Genomic DNA, 15,256 nt, shown 5'->3' on the forward strand with positions numbered 1-15,256 from the left:
GGACGCTTTTACGCCCGGCTCTTCTCTATCCACGCAGCAACGGCATTGTGCAGCACCGGAATGATCCTCCCGACTTAATAATTTCGGTGATGTCTACTTCAATGACAGTGTACCCTCTCTTAGTAAGCTGCTCATTCACTTCTTTATTGATCGGTAAGCTGAATACTTTTTTGCCGCCAATGGAAAGCACATTTGTCCCAAGGGAAAACTGTTCCTCTTCTGACACTTCAATAAGACGGAACCTCTCCCCTAATAATTTTCTTTCCCGATCGTTAAGCGCTTTTGGAAAGATTAACGCTTCATTTGGGGATAGAATGTTAAACACACAATCTAAATGTAAATATTTTTCATTGAAAGGGATTGGAATAATTTCATAATCAGGCAGTTGCGTTTGGAGCTCCTTAACGGCTTTTTCATCCGTTCGGCTGCTGATGCCTATATAAATGGTGTGGCCATTAACGATCACATCGCCGCCTTCAATCGTTCCTTCTGTTGATTGGCAATAAGAAATGTGTTCCTGATCGAGCCAATTTTTTAGTATTTCCTCTTCACCGCGACGGATACCGCTTGCCATACCAGCGATAAATACCTGATCACCGATAGTAAATCCAATATCTCGTGTAAATACTTGCTCAGGATATGCTGGGTGTGGCGGCAGCTCCATTACTTCAATGCCATGCTGCTGAAGAAGATGGGAAAACTGCCGATGCTGCTTTAATGCCCGCTTTACCTGAATATTTTCTTCTTTAAATTGTTCTTGAGTTTCATTAATAATTTCTTTAATCGCCATATATTGCGGCTGGCAGAGCAATACCTTGCGCAGCCGCTCATATTCACTGTTGCAAGAAGTGACAGGCTGACTTTGTCTTGAAGCTAATGTCATGATCTTCCTCCTGAGAACCTAGTTTATATGTTCTGTATTCCCTGAAAGGGATAGAGACTAAACCAGTGCTCTCTTAAAGAACAATGACGGTTTGTTAACTAAACTTTTTCTTTCGGCCATATTTCTTTTTTTGTTTGGAAACATGGCAGTCATCGCAAATTTGGTATCGAAAATGAGAAGGCAGCTTTTTTCCGCACATTCTGCAAGTTTTGCCTTTACCCGTTTCCCCAGATTGTAAATGTTTATGAACTTCATCGCTTATCATGTGGCGCAGCCGCTCCCAATAGATCGCTTCTGTTTGCCGGCCGAGCCGGTATAAAAATAAAAGATGTAAACCAATGGCTTTATAAGATAGCTCTAAATCTTCAAGATTCCCTCTTTTTACAATAGGTTCAGGAAGATCCATCCCATTAACGAGTGCTTGCATTGTTGCTACCCATTGTTTTGTCATGCCGGGTTCCTTTGTAGAAAATGGGAGATGCAAAAAGCCATATAGGTCAATCATTGGCATCCGCGCTTCAATTTCACTGCCTTGGATAATTTCGTATAGATAGCGCTCTTGAGAAAGAGCGGCTTTCTTTGTTCCTTTTGGGCTCTTGAATCGGTGCCACAATTCGAAAAATATACCGAGGTCGCGATAATAGCGCTGAAAACGTTCGAAAACAGCCGCTGTCGGGGCAATGGCAAATGTTCGGACCGGCTCGTCTTCTTTTTCAAGCAAATAAGTCATCTTTTTAACGTCAGAAGTGAAAGCGACCTTTCCGACAGGATAAATCCCTTTTCTTCCGGCACGTCCAGCAATCTGCTTCACTTCCTGCGATGTGAGCAGCCTTCTTCGTGTGCCATCGAATTTTTCATTTTTTAAAAAGACGATACGCTGGATAGGTAAATTTAACCCCATTCCAATGGCGTCCGTTGATACAATGACAGACGTCTTCCCTTCAATAAACTGCTGCATCTGCTTTTTTCTCGTTTCCGGCGGCATGCTGCCGTAGATCATGCTGACGGAAAAACGATTTCTCCTTAGCTTGGCTGCTGTTTCCAATACTTCTTTTCTCGAAAAACAAACGAGCGCATCCCCTTTAGCTGTATCGGTTAATTTAAAAGGGGCTGGTTCTACCTTCAGTGGAATGTCACGGCTGTATTCATGAAGCTCGTATTCATTATCACCGAGAAGCTGGATGAGCATGTTTTTCATATTTCGGCTGGCGATAATATGCACTTCAGCGGCACGGGCACCAGTAATGGCTTTGTACCAGGAGAAACCACGGTCTTTATCAGCAATCATTTGTGCTTCATCAATGACGACAACATCGTATAGGTCTTTTTCATGAAACATTTCTACCGTACAGGAAGCGTGACGGGCGTTTGGCTGCACCTTCTCCTCTTCACCTGTTTTTAAGGAGCACATGATCCCTTCTTTGTTTAATTTTTCATATACTTCAAGTGCTAAAAGACGGAGTGGCGCAAGATAAAGGCCACTTTCGGCTTTTTTCATTCTTTGAAGTGCCCGGTGGGTTTTACCAGTATTCGTTTCACCGATATGAAGAATGTAATGCACGTTTCTTTCGGAGGGAGGATGATAAGCTTGCCCAAAAATTTCTTCAATTTGTCTTTCTTCTTCGTCTTGTCTGCGTTTGATTTCTGCGAGTCTTTTTTCTTTCTTTTGTTCTCTTTCTGCCCGTTGCTGATCATACAGCTCTTGCTGTACAGCTTCATCATGTGGCATGGACGCAATGACCAGAAGGTGGTCTACTAATTCCTCATTCAATTCTTCAAAGAATTCCCAAACCATTCCTGAAAGAAGGTGATCCACTAAGTCATAAAGACTATCAGCCGCAAGGAATTCTCCATATGCCTGTTGATACTGTTCTTTCAAGCGGTCAGGAAGACTAGATAAAATTTCCTCTAACGCTAAATCAAATACGCATTCTGCCGCATGCTGTTCATATAGCGAATGGTAGGTTTCATACTCAAATTCCCAATTCCAGGACTTCTCAATGCCCCCTGTTAGTTCTGTGAAGAAATCTCCGGCTGTTTCATAGTCCTTTGCATCGAATGTGCCGTCTTCGATTAGCTGTTCTTCAAGAGCAGCAGGATCGATCGGATAAAACCTTGTTTGTTCCTGAAGATCTTTTTCTAGACGGACTGCCATAGCTTGTCTAAACGACAAGTACAATAACTCTTTCTTTTCTCCTAGAAGCTTCTCTGTTTCCGTCTCGATTAAATCATGAACGGCTTGCTTTTCTTTCTCCTGGCGTTTTTGATCCTGCTCAGCTAGAAAGCAAGAGCGGGCTTTTTCATAGAGGTCCCGCCACGAATCAGCAGAAAGGGCTCCATATTTTTCATTCAGCCATTGCATTGTATCAAATGGTCCATAGCTTCTAATTTCATTACGAAATAGTTGATTAATCAGTTTTTTCGCTACATCTTTCGTCACGAAGCCTTTCTCTCTTAAAAACGTCCGCTTTTCCTTGCTCGTTAGTTCATTGGAAGCCTTGTTTAGCCACACGTTTAACCAAATTTGTTGAATGTATAACTCTCGGTGCTTTACATACTCTTTAAACAAGGGCATGTGGTCTTTGTTTCCGAGATAAGCAAAAAGATCATCGTGAACTTTTTGCTTTGTATGAGAGATGGCGTCTGAATAGATATTGGAAAAATTATTCATCATCGTTTCCTTTCATGTTGTTTATTTGTTGAAGAACAAGGAGCAATAATAAAGAGGAGAAGCTCGTTCTTGTTGGCAAATCTCGAACGTTGGGGTATAATCTAGGAGAAAACACATATTTTAAAGAGACCGTTTCGATGCTGGGCACATCGAAACGGCTATGCAATAGCAGGTCCCTTCTAGGGGATCAGCATCTAACATGCTAAAACCGCCGGAGCTGGGTAAACTCAAGGGCGGTTTTAGTCTTTTTTATGGAATGACAAAATCGACACGACTAAGCCTGCAAAAGCGACTGCAAACATGAGTGTTTCAAACGTTGTCATACGGCATCACCTCCCTCCTTTTTCATTGGAGGAGTGTGCCGACCACCCTTGAGAAGCCTATTCTATTGCTTGTTTCATTATACCATAACGATAAATAGAACACACGTTCCTTAGTTGCATTTTTTTAAAATTTATAAATAATTTTCCAGGTTTACAGATGAAGGTGAAAGAGATACTCCTTTCAGTTTATTATGAAGCGTATGTACATAAATTAACCATCACACTACAAATCACAAAGAGCTCTAGCTATTCGAGTGGCTAGAGCTCTTTACGATGGAGTTCGACTTTGTGGTGGTCACTGCTCTTTTTTTCCGTCACTCAATTGGTCCAGCATGCTGACAGTATCAATCAAGTGGTTATTAAAGATTTGGCGCGCAATCCTTAATAAATCAATGATCATTGAATCTCTTAAGGAATATACGACACGATTCCCATCTTTCGTACCATATACGATGTTTTTGCTGCGCAGTACACTTAGCTGCTGAGAGACAGCAGAGCCTTCAGAACCGATCGCTGTCTGAATTTCATTAACATTTTTATCTCCTTCCGCCAACAGTTCTAAAATACGGATGCGCAGCGGATGAGAAAGAGCTTTAAAAAAATCTGCTTTAAATTGTTGTAAATCTACATTCATTTCTTTTCACCATTCTTTTAAGCTAAAAGTCCTTTGTCAGTTTTTTTCTCCTTTTTTGTGTCAACAGAAAGCTCTGCGCACTCATAGAAAGCATATTGCTTACAGCCAAGGCACTTGTTCTTATCCAACTTAGTTAAAGCAAAATCGATCGCTTCGCCTGTGTGAGAAAAAATATGATTTGCCCCGATCATATCAAATAATTTTGTCCGTTTCATAACATCCATTAGCTGAGGCTGCATGCCTGAAATTAAAACGAGCCCGCCGTGTTTGTGAAAATCTTTCACAATGCTTGCTAAAATAGCCTCTCCAGTTGTATCCATATATGGAACTTTGCTCAACCTCAATATTAACACATTTGGACGGTAATGTATGGCCCCCATGATTGAATGCTCAAATAACTGAGCGGCTCCGAAGAAAAGCGGGCCTTCTACAGTGAAAAGACTGATTTGTGGGCAGTCGTGTCCTTCTTCTGCAATAACCGGACGCACCTTTTTATCAGTTGGATCAGGCAAAACCTGATCAATTTTAAGAGAGGTACTCATCCGTCTTACAAAAAGGATAAGCGACATGAGTAAGCCCACTTCTACAGCAATCGTTAAGTTGGCGAAGATAGTGAGAATAAAAGTAGTGAACAGAATAAAGGAATCGCTTGTTTTGGTTAGTAGGACGCGTGAAAATTCCTTGCGCTCACTCATATTCCAAGCAACGACCATTAAAATAGGTGCCATGCTTGCCAAAGGAATAGCAGAAGCATATGGAGCTAAAAGTACGAGTACGAGCAAAACGGCCAAGCCATGGATGACCCCCGACATAGGAGAGACGGCGCCGTTTTTAATATTTGTCGCTGTCCTAGCGATGGCTCCAGTCGCTGCAATTCCTCCAAATAAAGGGGTAATGATGTTGGCCACTCCCTGTCCCATCAGTTCTCGGTTGCTGTTATGTTTCGTTCCAGTCATTCCATCTGCTACCACTGCCGATAACAATGATTCAATCGCTCCAAGAACAGCAATTGTAAACGCAGGTCCAAGTAACAAGTGAATTTTTTCCAGCGTAAACTGCGGCATATGAAAACGAGGCAGCGAGTTCGGTATTTCCCCAAAAGTAGAAGCAATCGTGGCTACCTGCCCAGGAAAAAAATAAGCCGCTATTATACTTGAAACGAGAAGACCAATTAATGGACTTGGAATTTTAGGTAAAAATTTAGGTGTGACAATGATAAAAAAGAAACAAATAAGAGCCGTTGTTACACTGTATAAATTGATCGTGTCTAAATGAAGGAAGATTTCTTTCATATTAGAAAGAAAGTCCTCATGCTGTTTAATATGGCTAAGCCCTAAAAAGTTAGCCATCTGTCCGGTAAAAATAATAACCGCGATTCCTGAAGTAAAGCCAATGATAACCGGGCGGGGAATAAATTTGATTAATGATCCTAATTTAAGTGCCCCCATTAAGAGCAGCAGAACACCCGCCATAAATCCAGCAATCAGCAGATTTTCATATCCGTAAGCCATCACGATTCCAAGCAGAACAGGAACAAAAGCCCCTGTCGGACCGCCAATTTGATATTTCGAGCCTCCAAATATAGAAATGAGAATGCCGGCAATGATCGTTGTGTAAATGCCGTATTCAGGCTTTACGCCAGAAGCAATCGCAAAGGCCATCCCGAGCGGCAGTGCGATGACTCCCACAATGATGCCTGCTAACAGGTCCTTTCGGAAATGATGACTGGAATAGTTGCTAAAAAAGCGTAACAACGGACTCAACGTAACCCCTTCTTTTCTTATAATATTAGTATATTCAAATATTTGAATATACTAATATTATATAATGAATAAGCAAATTTACAATAAGAAAAACGTCCATCCTGTTAGATAAACGTTCGCTCTGTTACTCTAATAGACAGTTTGTTCAGCAGCACTCCAGAAATCAACGTGTTACGATAGAATAAAAAAATCCCTTTTGAAAAAGGTTAATCAAATTGGACGTTTCTCTAAACAGCTTTATGGTTAATCTTTATAAAAGCAGGCTTATATGCGGTTTTTCACTCTCTTTTCCATTAGCTCTGCTATTTGTTTCGAATTTGAATTTCCTTCTTTTTGTAATTGATCAATGATATTCATATAATCTGTTTCATTTCTGTTCTGATTTAATTTATAGGCAGCCTGAATGTCTTCCGCCTTAATCCTAAATTCAACTATCCCTTTTAGTATTTGTGCCTTTAAAAAATTTTGGAACGTACGTAGTTAGCCACCTTTTACAAAATTTATATGAGCGTTTTGATCATGATAAAGTCTATTTGTTCCTCATCTCCCATATAAAAAGAGTGGGCTCCGGTTTGAACAAATCCCATTTTCTTATAAAAAGCAATAGCATTTTCATTTTTCTCCCATACACCTAGCCAGATTTTCTTTTTGTTACATTCCCTCGCCATTTCTATAGCTTTATGCAGCAAGAATTTACCAAGCCCATGTTTTTGAAATTTGTTCTTTACATAAATCCTTTCGATTTCAAGTGATTCATCCCCCATCTCTTCAGACTGGGCATCATTGATATTGACTTTTAAATATCCAGCGACTTCATTATCCAAATAAACAAAAAAGAATTGTGAAAAGATAGCAGATAACTCTTTTTCTAATTGTGTTAAGTTAAAGGCCCTTTCCAAATAGGCATTCATATTTTCAGGTGAGTTCTGATGCTTAAATGTCTCACTAAATGTTTCATAACTAATTTCTTGCAACTGATATAAATCTTCACCGGTACACTTTTTTATCTTTATCGTCATTTACATCTGTCGCTCCCTTAGATCATTAATAATTTCTCTTGTTTCCCTTTTTTACAAATTCCCAGTCTTTTTCTATATTTTTTCTTACTCTCTGAAGAAGATTGAAAATAGTTTCTACTTCTGTTTCAGAAAATCCTGCTAATGCGATGCTATCGGTATAGTCATGTTCTCTTTTTATAAAAGGATAAACATATTTCCCTTTCTCTGTTGGAAAGAGCTTCTTTATTTTTTTGTTCTGTTGATCTTCTTTCTTTTCAATAAAGCCATTGAGCTCAAGTTTTTTTATAGCGCGAGCGGCCGTTGTTCGATCTACTTTTATCATCTCAGCTAACTTTTCTTGAATGATTCCGGGGTTTTCATATATTCGCACAAGATACAAATACTGCCCTTTTGTAAGGTCATATTCTTTAAACTCTATATTGCTTATCGAATCTAACGCCCTTGCTATCATTCCAATCTCACGAAGAATTTCCTTCATCATTAACTCCTTATTTTATATTTTATTGCAAATGCTATAAAAATAACATATACTAAATTTAACTTAATTTTGCTGTATATGCAACAAAAGCAACGATAAAGAGGTGAAGTAAAGTGAAGTATATTTTTTATGTGTTAGGTATTTTCATATTAACGCTCGGTATTGCCTTCACTATACAATCAGACCTTGGAACTTCACCTTTTGATGCGCTTTTAGTAGGGCTATCCATACACGTAGGGCTTACTGTAGGAAGTTGGGAAATCATTATCGCTTTACTATTGATCTGTTGTAATTCATTCTTACAAAAACAAAGACCAGAGGTTTTGGGATTGTTAACAGCCGTTATAACAGGGATCGGTATTGATATGTGGCTTTTCTTATTGCACAGTGTGATCACACCTGAATTATGGTACAGCAAAGTGGTTTGTTTTGGCATCGGCTTAGTTGTGATCGGGCTAGGAACTGCAACCTATTTACATACAAATTTTGCCCCGATCCCCATTGATCGATTAACATTAATCATCCAAGAATTGACTAGAACGAATATCTTTTTTTCGAGAACCTTCGTTTACCTTGTATTCTTGATCATAGCCGTGATTTTACATGGACCCATCGGCGTTGGAACTTTATTAACCGTTTGTTTAGGAGGGCTCATACTTAATTACTTTATGCCAGTTACTGAAAAGGCATTGGCCCGCCTGTTAACCCCCTCTAGTATTTCACCAAATTGTAATAACGATAAAAAGCATTCTACATAGAATGCTTTTTACTTATCTTGTTCAACTCATGCTACCTCATAATTAAAGAGAAAACTCTGCAAAATACAGGGTTTTTAATCAAACTTCATTGAAAATGATGATTTTTTATTTAAATAATCAATCTGCGTTTAATAGACTATGCCCGCTCAAGCACTATAGCAATTCCTTGTCCCCCGCCAATACAAAGAGAAGCAAGGCCATATTTCGCTTTACGCTTTTCTAATTCCAGAGCGAGTGAGTACGTGATGCGAGTTCCGCTTGCTCCGACCGGATGGCCGAGTGCTACCGCTCCCCCATTGACGTTCACTTTTTGCGGATCAAGGTCCAACTGCTTTATTACCGCAAGTGATTGTGCGGCGAATGCTTCGTTTAGTTCGATTAGTTCAATATCATTCCATGTTAAATTTGCTTTCTTGAGTGCGGCTTCGCTTGCTGGTACAGGTCCAATTCCCATGATATTCGGGTCTACTCCAGCAACTGCCCATGAAACAATCCTGGCAAGCGGCTTTATGTTCGAGCGGCTCGCCAAAAATGATTCTGAAGCAAGAGTTACTGCAGCTGCTCCATCATTAATCCCACTTGAGCTGCCGGCCGTTACAGTTCCGTCTTTTGCAAAAGCTGGTTTCAGCTTACCGAGACTTTCGAGATCGACGTCCTTTCGGATGTGTTCATCTTCCGAAATGGTAATCGTTCGGTTCTTTTTATCAGTAAGAAGAACCGGAATAATTTCTTCGCTCAATCGGCCTGAAGCTTGTGCTTTTGCTGCTTTTTTATGTGATTCGAGAGCAAATTCATCCTGCTCCTTACGGCTGATTTCATATTTCTTGACTAGATTTTCTGCGGTAATGCCCATGCCACAGCCGATATATTGATCGGTAAGGGTCGACCACAACATATCATCTACTGGCGGCGGACCGGACGGAGAGCCAAAGCGAGTGTGACGCAGTACATGAGGTGCCTGACTCATATTTTCTGTTCCGCCTGCAAGTGCAGTGTCAGCATCGCCTAAAAGAATCGCTTGAGTCGCTGATACGATTGCCTGCAAGCCCGAACCGCACAGCCTGTTCACTGTCAGTGCTGGTGTTTGTTCAGGTACTCCGCTTTTTAAACTAATATGGCGTGCTAAATAAGAAGCGGCTTTCGTTGTATGAATCACACTGCCAAACACAACATCCTCGATTTCTTCTGATGATAAGGAACTCTTTTCGATCGCAGCTTTTGCGGCTGTTACCCCGAGGTCAATATCTGATACTCCTTTTAATTCCCCGCCAAAGGCTCCAAATGGTGTTCTTGCGCCTTCAATTAAATAAACAGACTGCATGCTTCATCCCCCCATCCTCGATTTCCTCTCTACTATAGCACATTATGAATAGCTATTCACTTTTTTTGTTAAGGAATCTCTAAGCTGAAAAATTACTCATTCATAGAGAAAGGTTGAAACTAATCGTGAAGTTCAGCGTATTTCTTTTAAACAATGAATCTTTACGTTCGAGAGGAGCTTTAGCATGATTCATATACATAAGGAATCTGATACTGTCGTGATTATCATACATGAAATCTATGGTATAAATCAGCATATGAAGAGTATCTGCTACTTATTAGCAGACAGAGGAATGGATGTTATCTGCCCTAATTTATTAGGACGGGAGGTTCCTTTTCCTTATTCCGAGGAGGCATTGGCTTATCAATATTTCATGGAGAAGGTTGGCTTTACAAAAGCTGCTGCTGTAGTGAAGGATGTATTGTTAGAGGCGAAGGAGAAATACAAAAAAGTATTTGTCGTGGGATTTAGTGTAGGAGCAACAGTCGCATGGCTTTGCAGCACCGAAAAACTAGCAGATGGGATCGTAGGATATTATGGCTCCCGTATTAGAGACTACTTAGACATATCACCACGGTGCCCTGTCCTCTTGTTTTTTCCACAGGAAGAAACATCATTTGATGTAGGTCCATTGCTATTAAAGTTACAGAAAAAGAATGTTACAACTCATAAATTTACCGGGAAGCACGGATTTAGCGATCCTTTCTCTCAAAATTATCATGCAGAATCGGCACAAGCAGCATGTCATGAGTTACTAAAGTTTATCGAATCGACATATCATTAATTGTGCATTTTTAAAAGAATGTCTACCTGCAGATTAGGTGGACGTTTTTATTTTATTAAATGTATCAATGAGCACCAGTATATTTTTTGCCATTGTTCCTTAAAAACAGCTACATGGCATATCGTCCTTCTTCTCGAACAGACATAACACATAGAAGATCTCCTTTTGGCGGGTGTGCCATGCCTTATCCCTTCTCCTATAACGTGGCTATAAATAAAAACAAATAAATGATCCGCCTTGTTTTTCTTTATATCTTAGAAGTTATTATTCTTTTAATAATATTTTTTAAAAACAAAACTTATCACATCAAATTTTACCTTTGAAAATTATTATGCTAAGATGATTTAAAGGAGATAATCTCCTGGTTCTGAGGGAATGATAGAAAGGTAGTTTTTAAAATTAAAGCAAAACTCCTAAAAGTCCCTCAGAGGGCTTTTTTTAATGCCTGCATTACATTTAAGGAGGTTAGAACTATGCATTTATCGCCGCGGGAAATTGACAAGCTCATGATTGTAGTAGCGGCAGATCTTGCCAGACGCCGGAAGGAAAGAGGCTTAAAGCTAAATCATCCGGAAGCAGTTGCTCTGATCACGTATGAAGTATTAGAAGGGGCAAGAGATGGAAAGTCCGTTGCAGAATTAATGGAATACGGAGCGACCATTTTGTCGCGGGAAGATGTCATGGAAGGCATCCCGGAAATGATTCCAGATATACAAGTGGAAGCAACATTTCCAGACGGAACGAAACTTGTAACTGTCCACACACCGATTCGATAAACATTTTCAGGAGGGATTGATCGATGCATCCAGGACAATATGTCTTGAAGGAAGACAAAATTATTTGTAATGAAGGCAGAGCGTTTTTTACTATTTCTGTTACAAATACCGGTGACCGCCCTATTCAAGTAGGTTCTCACTTTCATTTCTATGAAGTTAATGAAGCTCTTCAATTCAATAGAGAAGAAGCTTATGGAAAAAGATTAAACGTTCCTGCTGGTGCGGCAGTACGCTTTGAACCTGGTGACGAAAAAGAAATACAGCTAATTGAATTTGCTGGTGAACGTCGAGTTTATGGATTTAATAATAAAGTAGACGGCTCATTAGAAAGAGAGGGTGAATTATGAGTTTTAAAATGTCAAGGAAGCAATATTCAGAAATGTTTGGTCCCACGACTGGAGACTCTGTTCGGCTCGCTGATACAAATTTGTTTATTCAAATTGAGAAGGATTATACGACATATGGAGAAGAAGTTGTTTTTGGCGGCGGAAAAGTCATCCGTGATGGAATGGGCCAGCATCCCCTTGCTACTAGAGCAGATGGCGTAGCGGATACAGTTATCACGAATGTCATTATTTTTGATTACACAGGCATTGTGAAAGCGGATCTTGCTATCCGGGATGGCAAAATTTCGGGAATTGGCAAAAGCGGCAATCCGCTTGTTATGGATAATGTCGATATCATTATTGGTGCTTCAACGGAAATCATTGCCGGCGAAGGGTTAATCGTGACAGCCGGGGCCATTGATACTCACGTTCATTTTGTTAATCCCCGACAAGTTCAAGTAGCACTGGCATCTGGCACAACTACTTTAATTGGCGGCGGTACAGGCCCTGCAGCTGGTTCAAAGGCCACAACTGTGACGCCAGGTGAATGGAATATCCACCGGATGCTCATGGCTGCAGAAGGCCTCCCTATCAACATCGGCTTCACAGGAAAAGGTCATGCCGCTTCTACCGAACCTTTAATAGAACAAGTAAAAGCTGGAGTAATCGGTTTAAAAGTTCATGAGGACTGGGGAGCAACTGGCTCATCACTTGATCATGCTCTCAGAGTTGCTGATGAATATGACATCCAAGTAGCTCTTCATGCAGATACATTAAATGAAAGCGGATTTATGGAACAGACAATGGCTGCTGTGAAAGACCGAGTTCTTCATATGTATCACACAGAAGGCGCGGGCGGCGGACATGCCCCGGATTTAATTAAATCAGCGGGATATCACAACATTTTACCGTCTTCAACGAATCCTACCCTGCCTTACACTGTTAACACAATTGATGAACACTTGGATATGGTGATGGTGTGCCACCACTTAAATCCTTCCGTGCCGGAAGACATTGCTTTTGCGGATTCCAGGATTAGAAGGGAAACAATTGCTGCAGAAGACATCTTGCATGATATGGGTGTATTTAGTATGGTGAGTTCCGATTCCCAAGCAATGGGCCGCGTTGGTGAAGTCACTTTGCGTACATGGCAAGTGGCAGACAAAATGAAAATGCAAAGAGGTCTCCTTAAAGGGGACAGTCAGTACGCAGATAATAACCGGGCAAAGCGTTACATCGCTAAGTACACGATTAACCCAGCGATTACACACGGTATATCCAACCATGTCGGTTCAATTGAAGTGGGAAAAATAGCGGATCTTGTTTTATGGTCGCCAGCATTTTTTGGCGTGAAACCTGAAATGGTACTTAAAAACGGCCTTGCTGTCATTGGCTTAATGGGAGATGCCAATGCTTCCATTCCAACCCCTCAGCCATACATTTCACGGCCAATGTATGCTCAGTACGGAAAAGCATTGTCAAAAAGTTCTGTAACTTTTATTTCTCAAGCTGCTTTTGATGAAGGCGTTCATGAAAAGCTTGGCCTTGAAAAGCTTGTCCTCCCTGTTGGCGGCATTCGAACATTATCGAAAAAAGACATGAAGCTAAATAACGAAACACCTGACATTACAGTGGACCCGCAAACGTATGAAGTGAGAGTAGACGGTGAATTGCTCACATGCGACCCGGTAGACACTGTGCCGATGGGCCAGCGATATTTCTTATTCTGAGGTGAATGCATTGATTATTGAAAAAGTGATAACCAACTTGGAGAATATGGAACAAAGCGAAATTGACAAGCGCCATATAGAAAAAGTGTATTTGGAAAGCGCGAATTTAGTCAAACGAATCCAGCGTGTAAAGACTGATCATGGCACAGAACTCGGCATTCGCCTAAAAGAACAACGTGATCTTTTCGCTGGTGATGTCTTATACATGGACGAAAGAAACATGATTGTTATTGACGTATTGACCGATGATTTGATCGTTATCAGCCCCCGCAGCATAAAGGAAATGGGCACGATCGCCCACCAGCTTGGCAATCGCCACCTCCCTGCCCAATTTGAAGAAAATAATATGCTTGTCCAATATGATTACTTGGTAGAGGAGCTGCTGCAAGAACTAGACATCCCTTTTAAACGGGAGGACAGAAAAGTAAAGCAAGCATTCCGACATATAGGTCACAGTCATGGATAAAAATTTGCTTTCTTTATTTCAATTGTGTGATTCTAACTTTCCAACGGGTGCTTTTAGCCATTCTTTCGGTTTGGAAAGCTATATACAATCTGATGTAGTAAGAGATCAGAGAACTTTTTTCGAGTGGCTTCAAGTGTATGTGCACGAACAGCTCATTTATACAGATGGTCTTGCCTGCCGGCTTGTTTATGACGCGCTATTGCGAGAAGACCTTGAACAAGTATGGAAGATGGGCCGCCTATTAACAGTCCAAAATTTGCCACGGGAAACACGCGAAGGCACTAATATGATTGGAGATCGCATGTTAAAACTCTCTCAATCTTTATATGCTTTCCCCCTGCTCGCTTTATATAGGGATCAAATTAAAAACAAGCAGTCGTTTGCCCATCCTGCCATTGTGTTTACAATGGTCGCCCATGGTCTTGAGGTGCCAAAGCCCAATGCCATCCTCTATTATTTGTATTCTGCCGTTTCAAGTCTTGTTCAAAATGCTGTGCGTGCCATTCCTCTTGGCCAGACAGCAGGACAAGTCATTACTCATCAATTTCATTCTGAACTACAGCGTGCAGCAGAAAAAATTATACAACTTCCGGAAAACGATTTCGGCATCGTGTCGCCCGGACTGGAACTTGCTCAAATGGAGCATGAGCGAGTTAATATTCGCATTTTTATGTCTTAATAGTTTACCTAAAAAGAAAAGGAAGTGTTTCAATGGAACCAGTTAAAATTGGTGTTGGAGGACCTGTTGGTGCAGGAAAAACGATGCTTGTTGAGAAACTGACCCGCCATTTGGAAGACGAACTTAACATGGCTGTCGTCACAAATGATATTTACACGAAAGAAGATGCTAAATTTTTAATGAAAAATGGTGTATTGCCTGAAGACCGTATCATTGGAGTGGAAACCGGCGGCTGTCCTCATACGGCCATCCGTGAAGATGCATCGATGAACTTTTCGGCCATTGATGAGCTGATTGGGCGACACCCCGATTTAGAATTGATTTTTGTAGAAAGCGGCGGCGATAATCTAGCAGCTACCTTTAGCCCTGAACTCGTCGATTTTTCCATTTATATAATCGATGTGGCCCAAGGGGAAAAGATTCCACGCAAAGGCGGTCAAGGTATGATTAAATCTGACTTATTCATTATCAATAAAACAGACCTCGCCCCTTTTGTTGGTGCCAGTTTAGAAGTAATGGCTGAAGATACAAAAGTTTTTCGCGGCGACAAGCCATTCGTGTTTACAAACTTAAAAAATGAGAAAGGCCTCAATGAGGTCATTGAATGGATTAAGAAATATGCATTGTTAAAAGGATTGGAATAAT

Annotated in this window: 15 protein-coding genes and 1 pseudogene; 8 read left to right on the forward strand and 8 right to left on the reverse strand. The window is 40.7% G+C overall.

The window, feature by feature from the left end; genetic code table 11:
* Positions 1-25: 25 nt before the first annotated feature.
* From A8F95_RS13585 to A8F95_RS13610, 7 genes and pseudogenes are all read right to left on the reverse strand, one after another.
* Positions 26-883 carry a dimethylarginine dimethylaminohydrolase family protein gene (locus A8F95_RS13585; protein ID WP_065410992.1) on the reverse strand — a complete coding sequence of 286 codons (858 nt, stop codon included), beginning with the start codon at positions 881-883 and terminating at the stop codon, positions 26-28.
* A gap of 94 nt (positions 884-977) precedes the next feature.
* On the reverse strand, positions 978-3,557 hold the full coding sequence (locus tag A8F95_RS13590) for a helicase-related protein (protein ID WP_342669959.1): 2,580 nt from the start codon (positions 3,555-3,557) through the stop codon (positions 978-980).
* 615 nt (positions 3,558-4,172) lie between these two features.
* Positions 4,173-4,511: an ArsR/SmtB family transcription factor gene (locus A8F95_RS13595; RefSeq protein WP_065410994.1), complete on the reverse strand. Its 339-nt coding sequence runs from the start codon at positions 4,509-4,511 to the stop codon at positions 4,173-4,175.
* 17 nt (positions 4,512-4,528) lie between these two features.
* A complete protein-coding gene (locus A8F95_RS13600; protein ID WP_245671328.1) occupies positions 4,529-6,274 on the reverse strand; it encodes a SulP family inorganic anion transporter in 1,746 nt (581 codons plus the stop codon).
* A 264-nt stretch (positions 6,275-6,538) separates the two neighbouring features.
* Positions 6,539-6,718 (reverse strand): annotated as a pseudogene (locus tag A8F95_RS23070) (FMN-binding negative transcriptional regulator); the annotation flags it as partial.
* A 56-nt stretch (positions 6,719-6,774) separates the two neighbouring features.
* Complete coding sequence (gene paiA / locus A8F95_RS13605) at positions 6,775-7,293, reverse strand: spermidine/spermine N(1)-acetyltransferase (protein ID WP_065410995.1); 519 nt, start codon at positions 7,291-7,293, stop codon at positions 6,775-6,777.
* A gap of 25 nt (positions 7,294-7,318) precedes the next feature.
* A complete protein-coding gene (locus A8F95_RS13610) occupies positions 7,319-7,771 on the reverse strand; it encodes a MarR family winged helix-turn-helix transcriptional regulator (RefSeq protein WP_065410996.1) in 453 nt (150 codons plus the stop codon).
* 113 nt (positions 7,772-7,884) lie between these two features.
* Here A8F95_RS13610 and A8F95_RS13615 point away from each other — a divergent pair, with 113 nt between their 5' ends.
* Entirely contained in the window at positions 7,885-8,529 is a 645-nt protein-coding gene (locus A8F95_RS13615) for a YczE/YyaS/YitT family protein (protein WP_065410997.1), read from the forward strand.
* Between the two features lie 136 nt (positions 8,530-8,665).
* On the opposite strand, the gene A8F95_RS13620 is transcribed toward A8F95_RS13615, so the two are convergent.
* Positions 8,666-9,850, reverse strand: coding sequence for an acetyl-CoA C-acetyltransferase (locus tag A8F95_RS13620; RefSeq protein WP_065410998.1), 1,185 nt, complete (start codon positions 9,848-9,850; stop codon positions 8,666-8,668).
* 184 nt (positions 9,851-10,034) lie between these two features.
* On the opposite strand from A8F95_RS13620, the gene A8F95_RS13625 reads away from it, so the two are divergent.
* The 7 genes from A8F95_RS13625 to ureG all read left to right on the forward strand — a co-directional run bounded on the left by A8F95_RS13625 (position 10,035) and on the right by ureG (position 15,255).
* On the forward strand, positions 10,035-10,634 hold the full coding sequence (locus A8F95_RS13625) for a dienelactone hydrolase family protein (RefSeq protein WP_065410999.1): 600 nt from the start codon (positions 10,035-10,037) through the stop codon (positions 10,632-10,634).
* A gap of 473 nt (positions 10,635-11,107) precedes the next feature.
* Positions 11,108-11,410 carry an urease subunit gamma gene (locus tag A8F95_RS13630; protein WP_065411000.1) on the forward strand — a complete coding sequence of 101 codons (303 nt, stop codon included), beginning with the start codon at positions 11,108-11,110 and terminating at the stop codon, positions 11,408-11,410.
* Positions 11,411-11,433: 23 nt separating this feature from the next.
* Entirely contained in the window at positions 11,434-11,757 is a 324-nt protein-coding gene (locus A8F95_RS13635) for an urease subunit beta (protein WP_065411001.1), read from the forward strand.
* Positions 11,754-13,466 (forward strand): urease subunit alpha, encoded by a 1,713-nt coding sequence (ureC, locus tag A8F95_RS13640; RefSeq protein ID WP_065411002.1) that lies wholly within the window; start codon positions 11,754-11,756, stop codon positions 13,464-13,466. Before A8F95_RS13635 ends, ureC begins: the two co-directional genes overlap by 4 nt.
* A 46-nt stretch (positions 13,467-13,512) precedes the next feature.
* Positions 13,513-13,932: an urease accessory protein UreE gene (ureE, locus tag A8F95_RS13645; RefSeq protein WP_425415005.1), complete on the forward strand. Its 420-nt coding sequence runs from the start codon at positions 13,513-13,515 to the stop codon at positions 13,930-13,932.
* The gene (locus A8F95_RS13650; protein ID WP_065411004.1) at positions 13,925-14,611 is read left to right on the forward strand and encodes an urease accessory protein UreF; all 687 of its coding nucleotides are present in this window, start codon (positions 13,925-13,927) and stop codon (positions 14,609-14,611) included. The genes ureE and A8F95_RS13650 overlap by 8 nt, the downstream gene beginning before the upstream one ends.
* Before the next feature lie 32 nt (positions 14,612-14,643).
* On the forward strand, positions 14,644-15,255 hold the full coding sequence (gene ureG / locus A8F95_RS13655) for an urease accessory protein UreG (RefSeq protein WP_065411005.1): 612 nt from the start codon (positions 14,644-14,646) through the stop codon (positions 15,253-15,255).
* Position 15,256: the final 1 nt, after the last annotated feature.

It is taken from the genome of Pseudobacillus wudalianchiensis (genome assembly GCF_001685015.1).
Taxonomy (GTDB): Bacteria; Bacillota; Bacilli; order Bacillales; family Domibacillaceae; genus Pseudobacillus; species Pseudobacillus wudalianchiensis.

Coding starts and splice junctions, on each gene's coding strand:
- ureE (WP_425415005.1), top strand. CDS start 13,513: ATGGAACAAAGCGAAATTGACAAGCGCCATATAGAAAAAGTGTATTTG.
- A8F95_RS13585 (WP_065410992.1), bottom strand. CDS start 883: ATGACATTAGCTTCAAGACAAAGTCAGCCTGTCACTTCTTGCAACAGT.
- A8F95_RS13590 (WP_342669959.1), bottom strand. CDS start 3,557: ATGATGAATAATTTTTCCAATATCTATTCAGACGCCATCTCTCATACA.
- A8F95_RS13630 (WP_065411000.1), top strand. CDS start 11,108: ATGCATTTATCGCCGCGGGAAATTGACAAGCTCATGATTGTAGTAGCG.
- A8F95_RS13650 (WP_065411004.1), top strand. CDS start 13,925: ATGGATAAAAATTTGCTTTCTTTATTTCAATTGTGTGATTCTAACTTT.
- A8F95_RS13610 (WP_065410996.1), bottom strand. CDS start 7,771: ATGAAGGAAATTCTTCGTGAGATTGGAATGATAGCAAGGGCGTTAGAT.
- paiA (WP_065410995.1), bottom strand. CDS start 7,293: ATGACGATAAAGATAAAAAAGTGTACCGGTGAAGATTTATATCAGTTG.
- A8F95_RS13635 (WP_065411001.1), top strand. CDS start 11,434: ATGCATCCAGGACAATATGTCTTGAAGGAAGACAAAATTATTTGTAAT.
- ureG (WP_065411005.1), top strand. CDS start 14,644: ATGGAACCAGTTAAAATTGGTGTTGGAGGACCTGTTGGTGCAGGAAAA.
- ureC (WP_065411002.1), top strand. CDS start 11,754: ATGAGTTTTAAAATGTCAAGGAAGCAATATTCAGAAATGTTTGGTCCC.
- A8F95_RS13620 (WP_065410998.1), bottom strand. CDS start 9,850: ATGCAGTCTGTTTATTTAATTGAAGGCGCAAGAACACCATTTGGAGCC.
- A8F95_RS13625 (WP_065410999.1), top strand. CDS start 10,035: ATGATTCATATACATAAGGAATCTGATACTGTCGTGATTATCATACAT.
- A8F95_RS13595 (WP_065410994.1), bottom strand. CDS start 4,511: ATGAATGTAGATTTACAACAATTTAAAGCAGATTTTTTTAAAGCTCTT.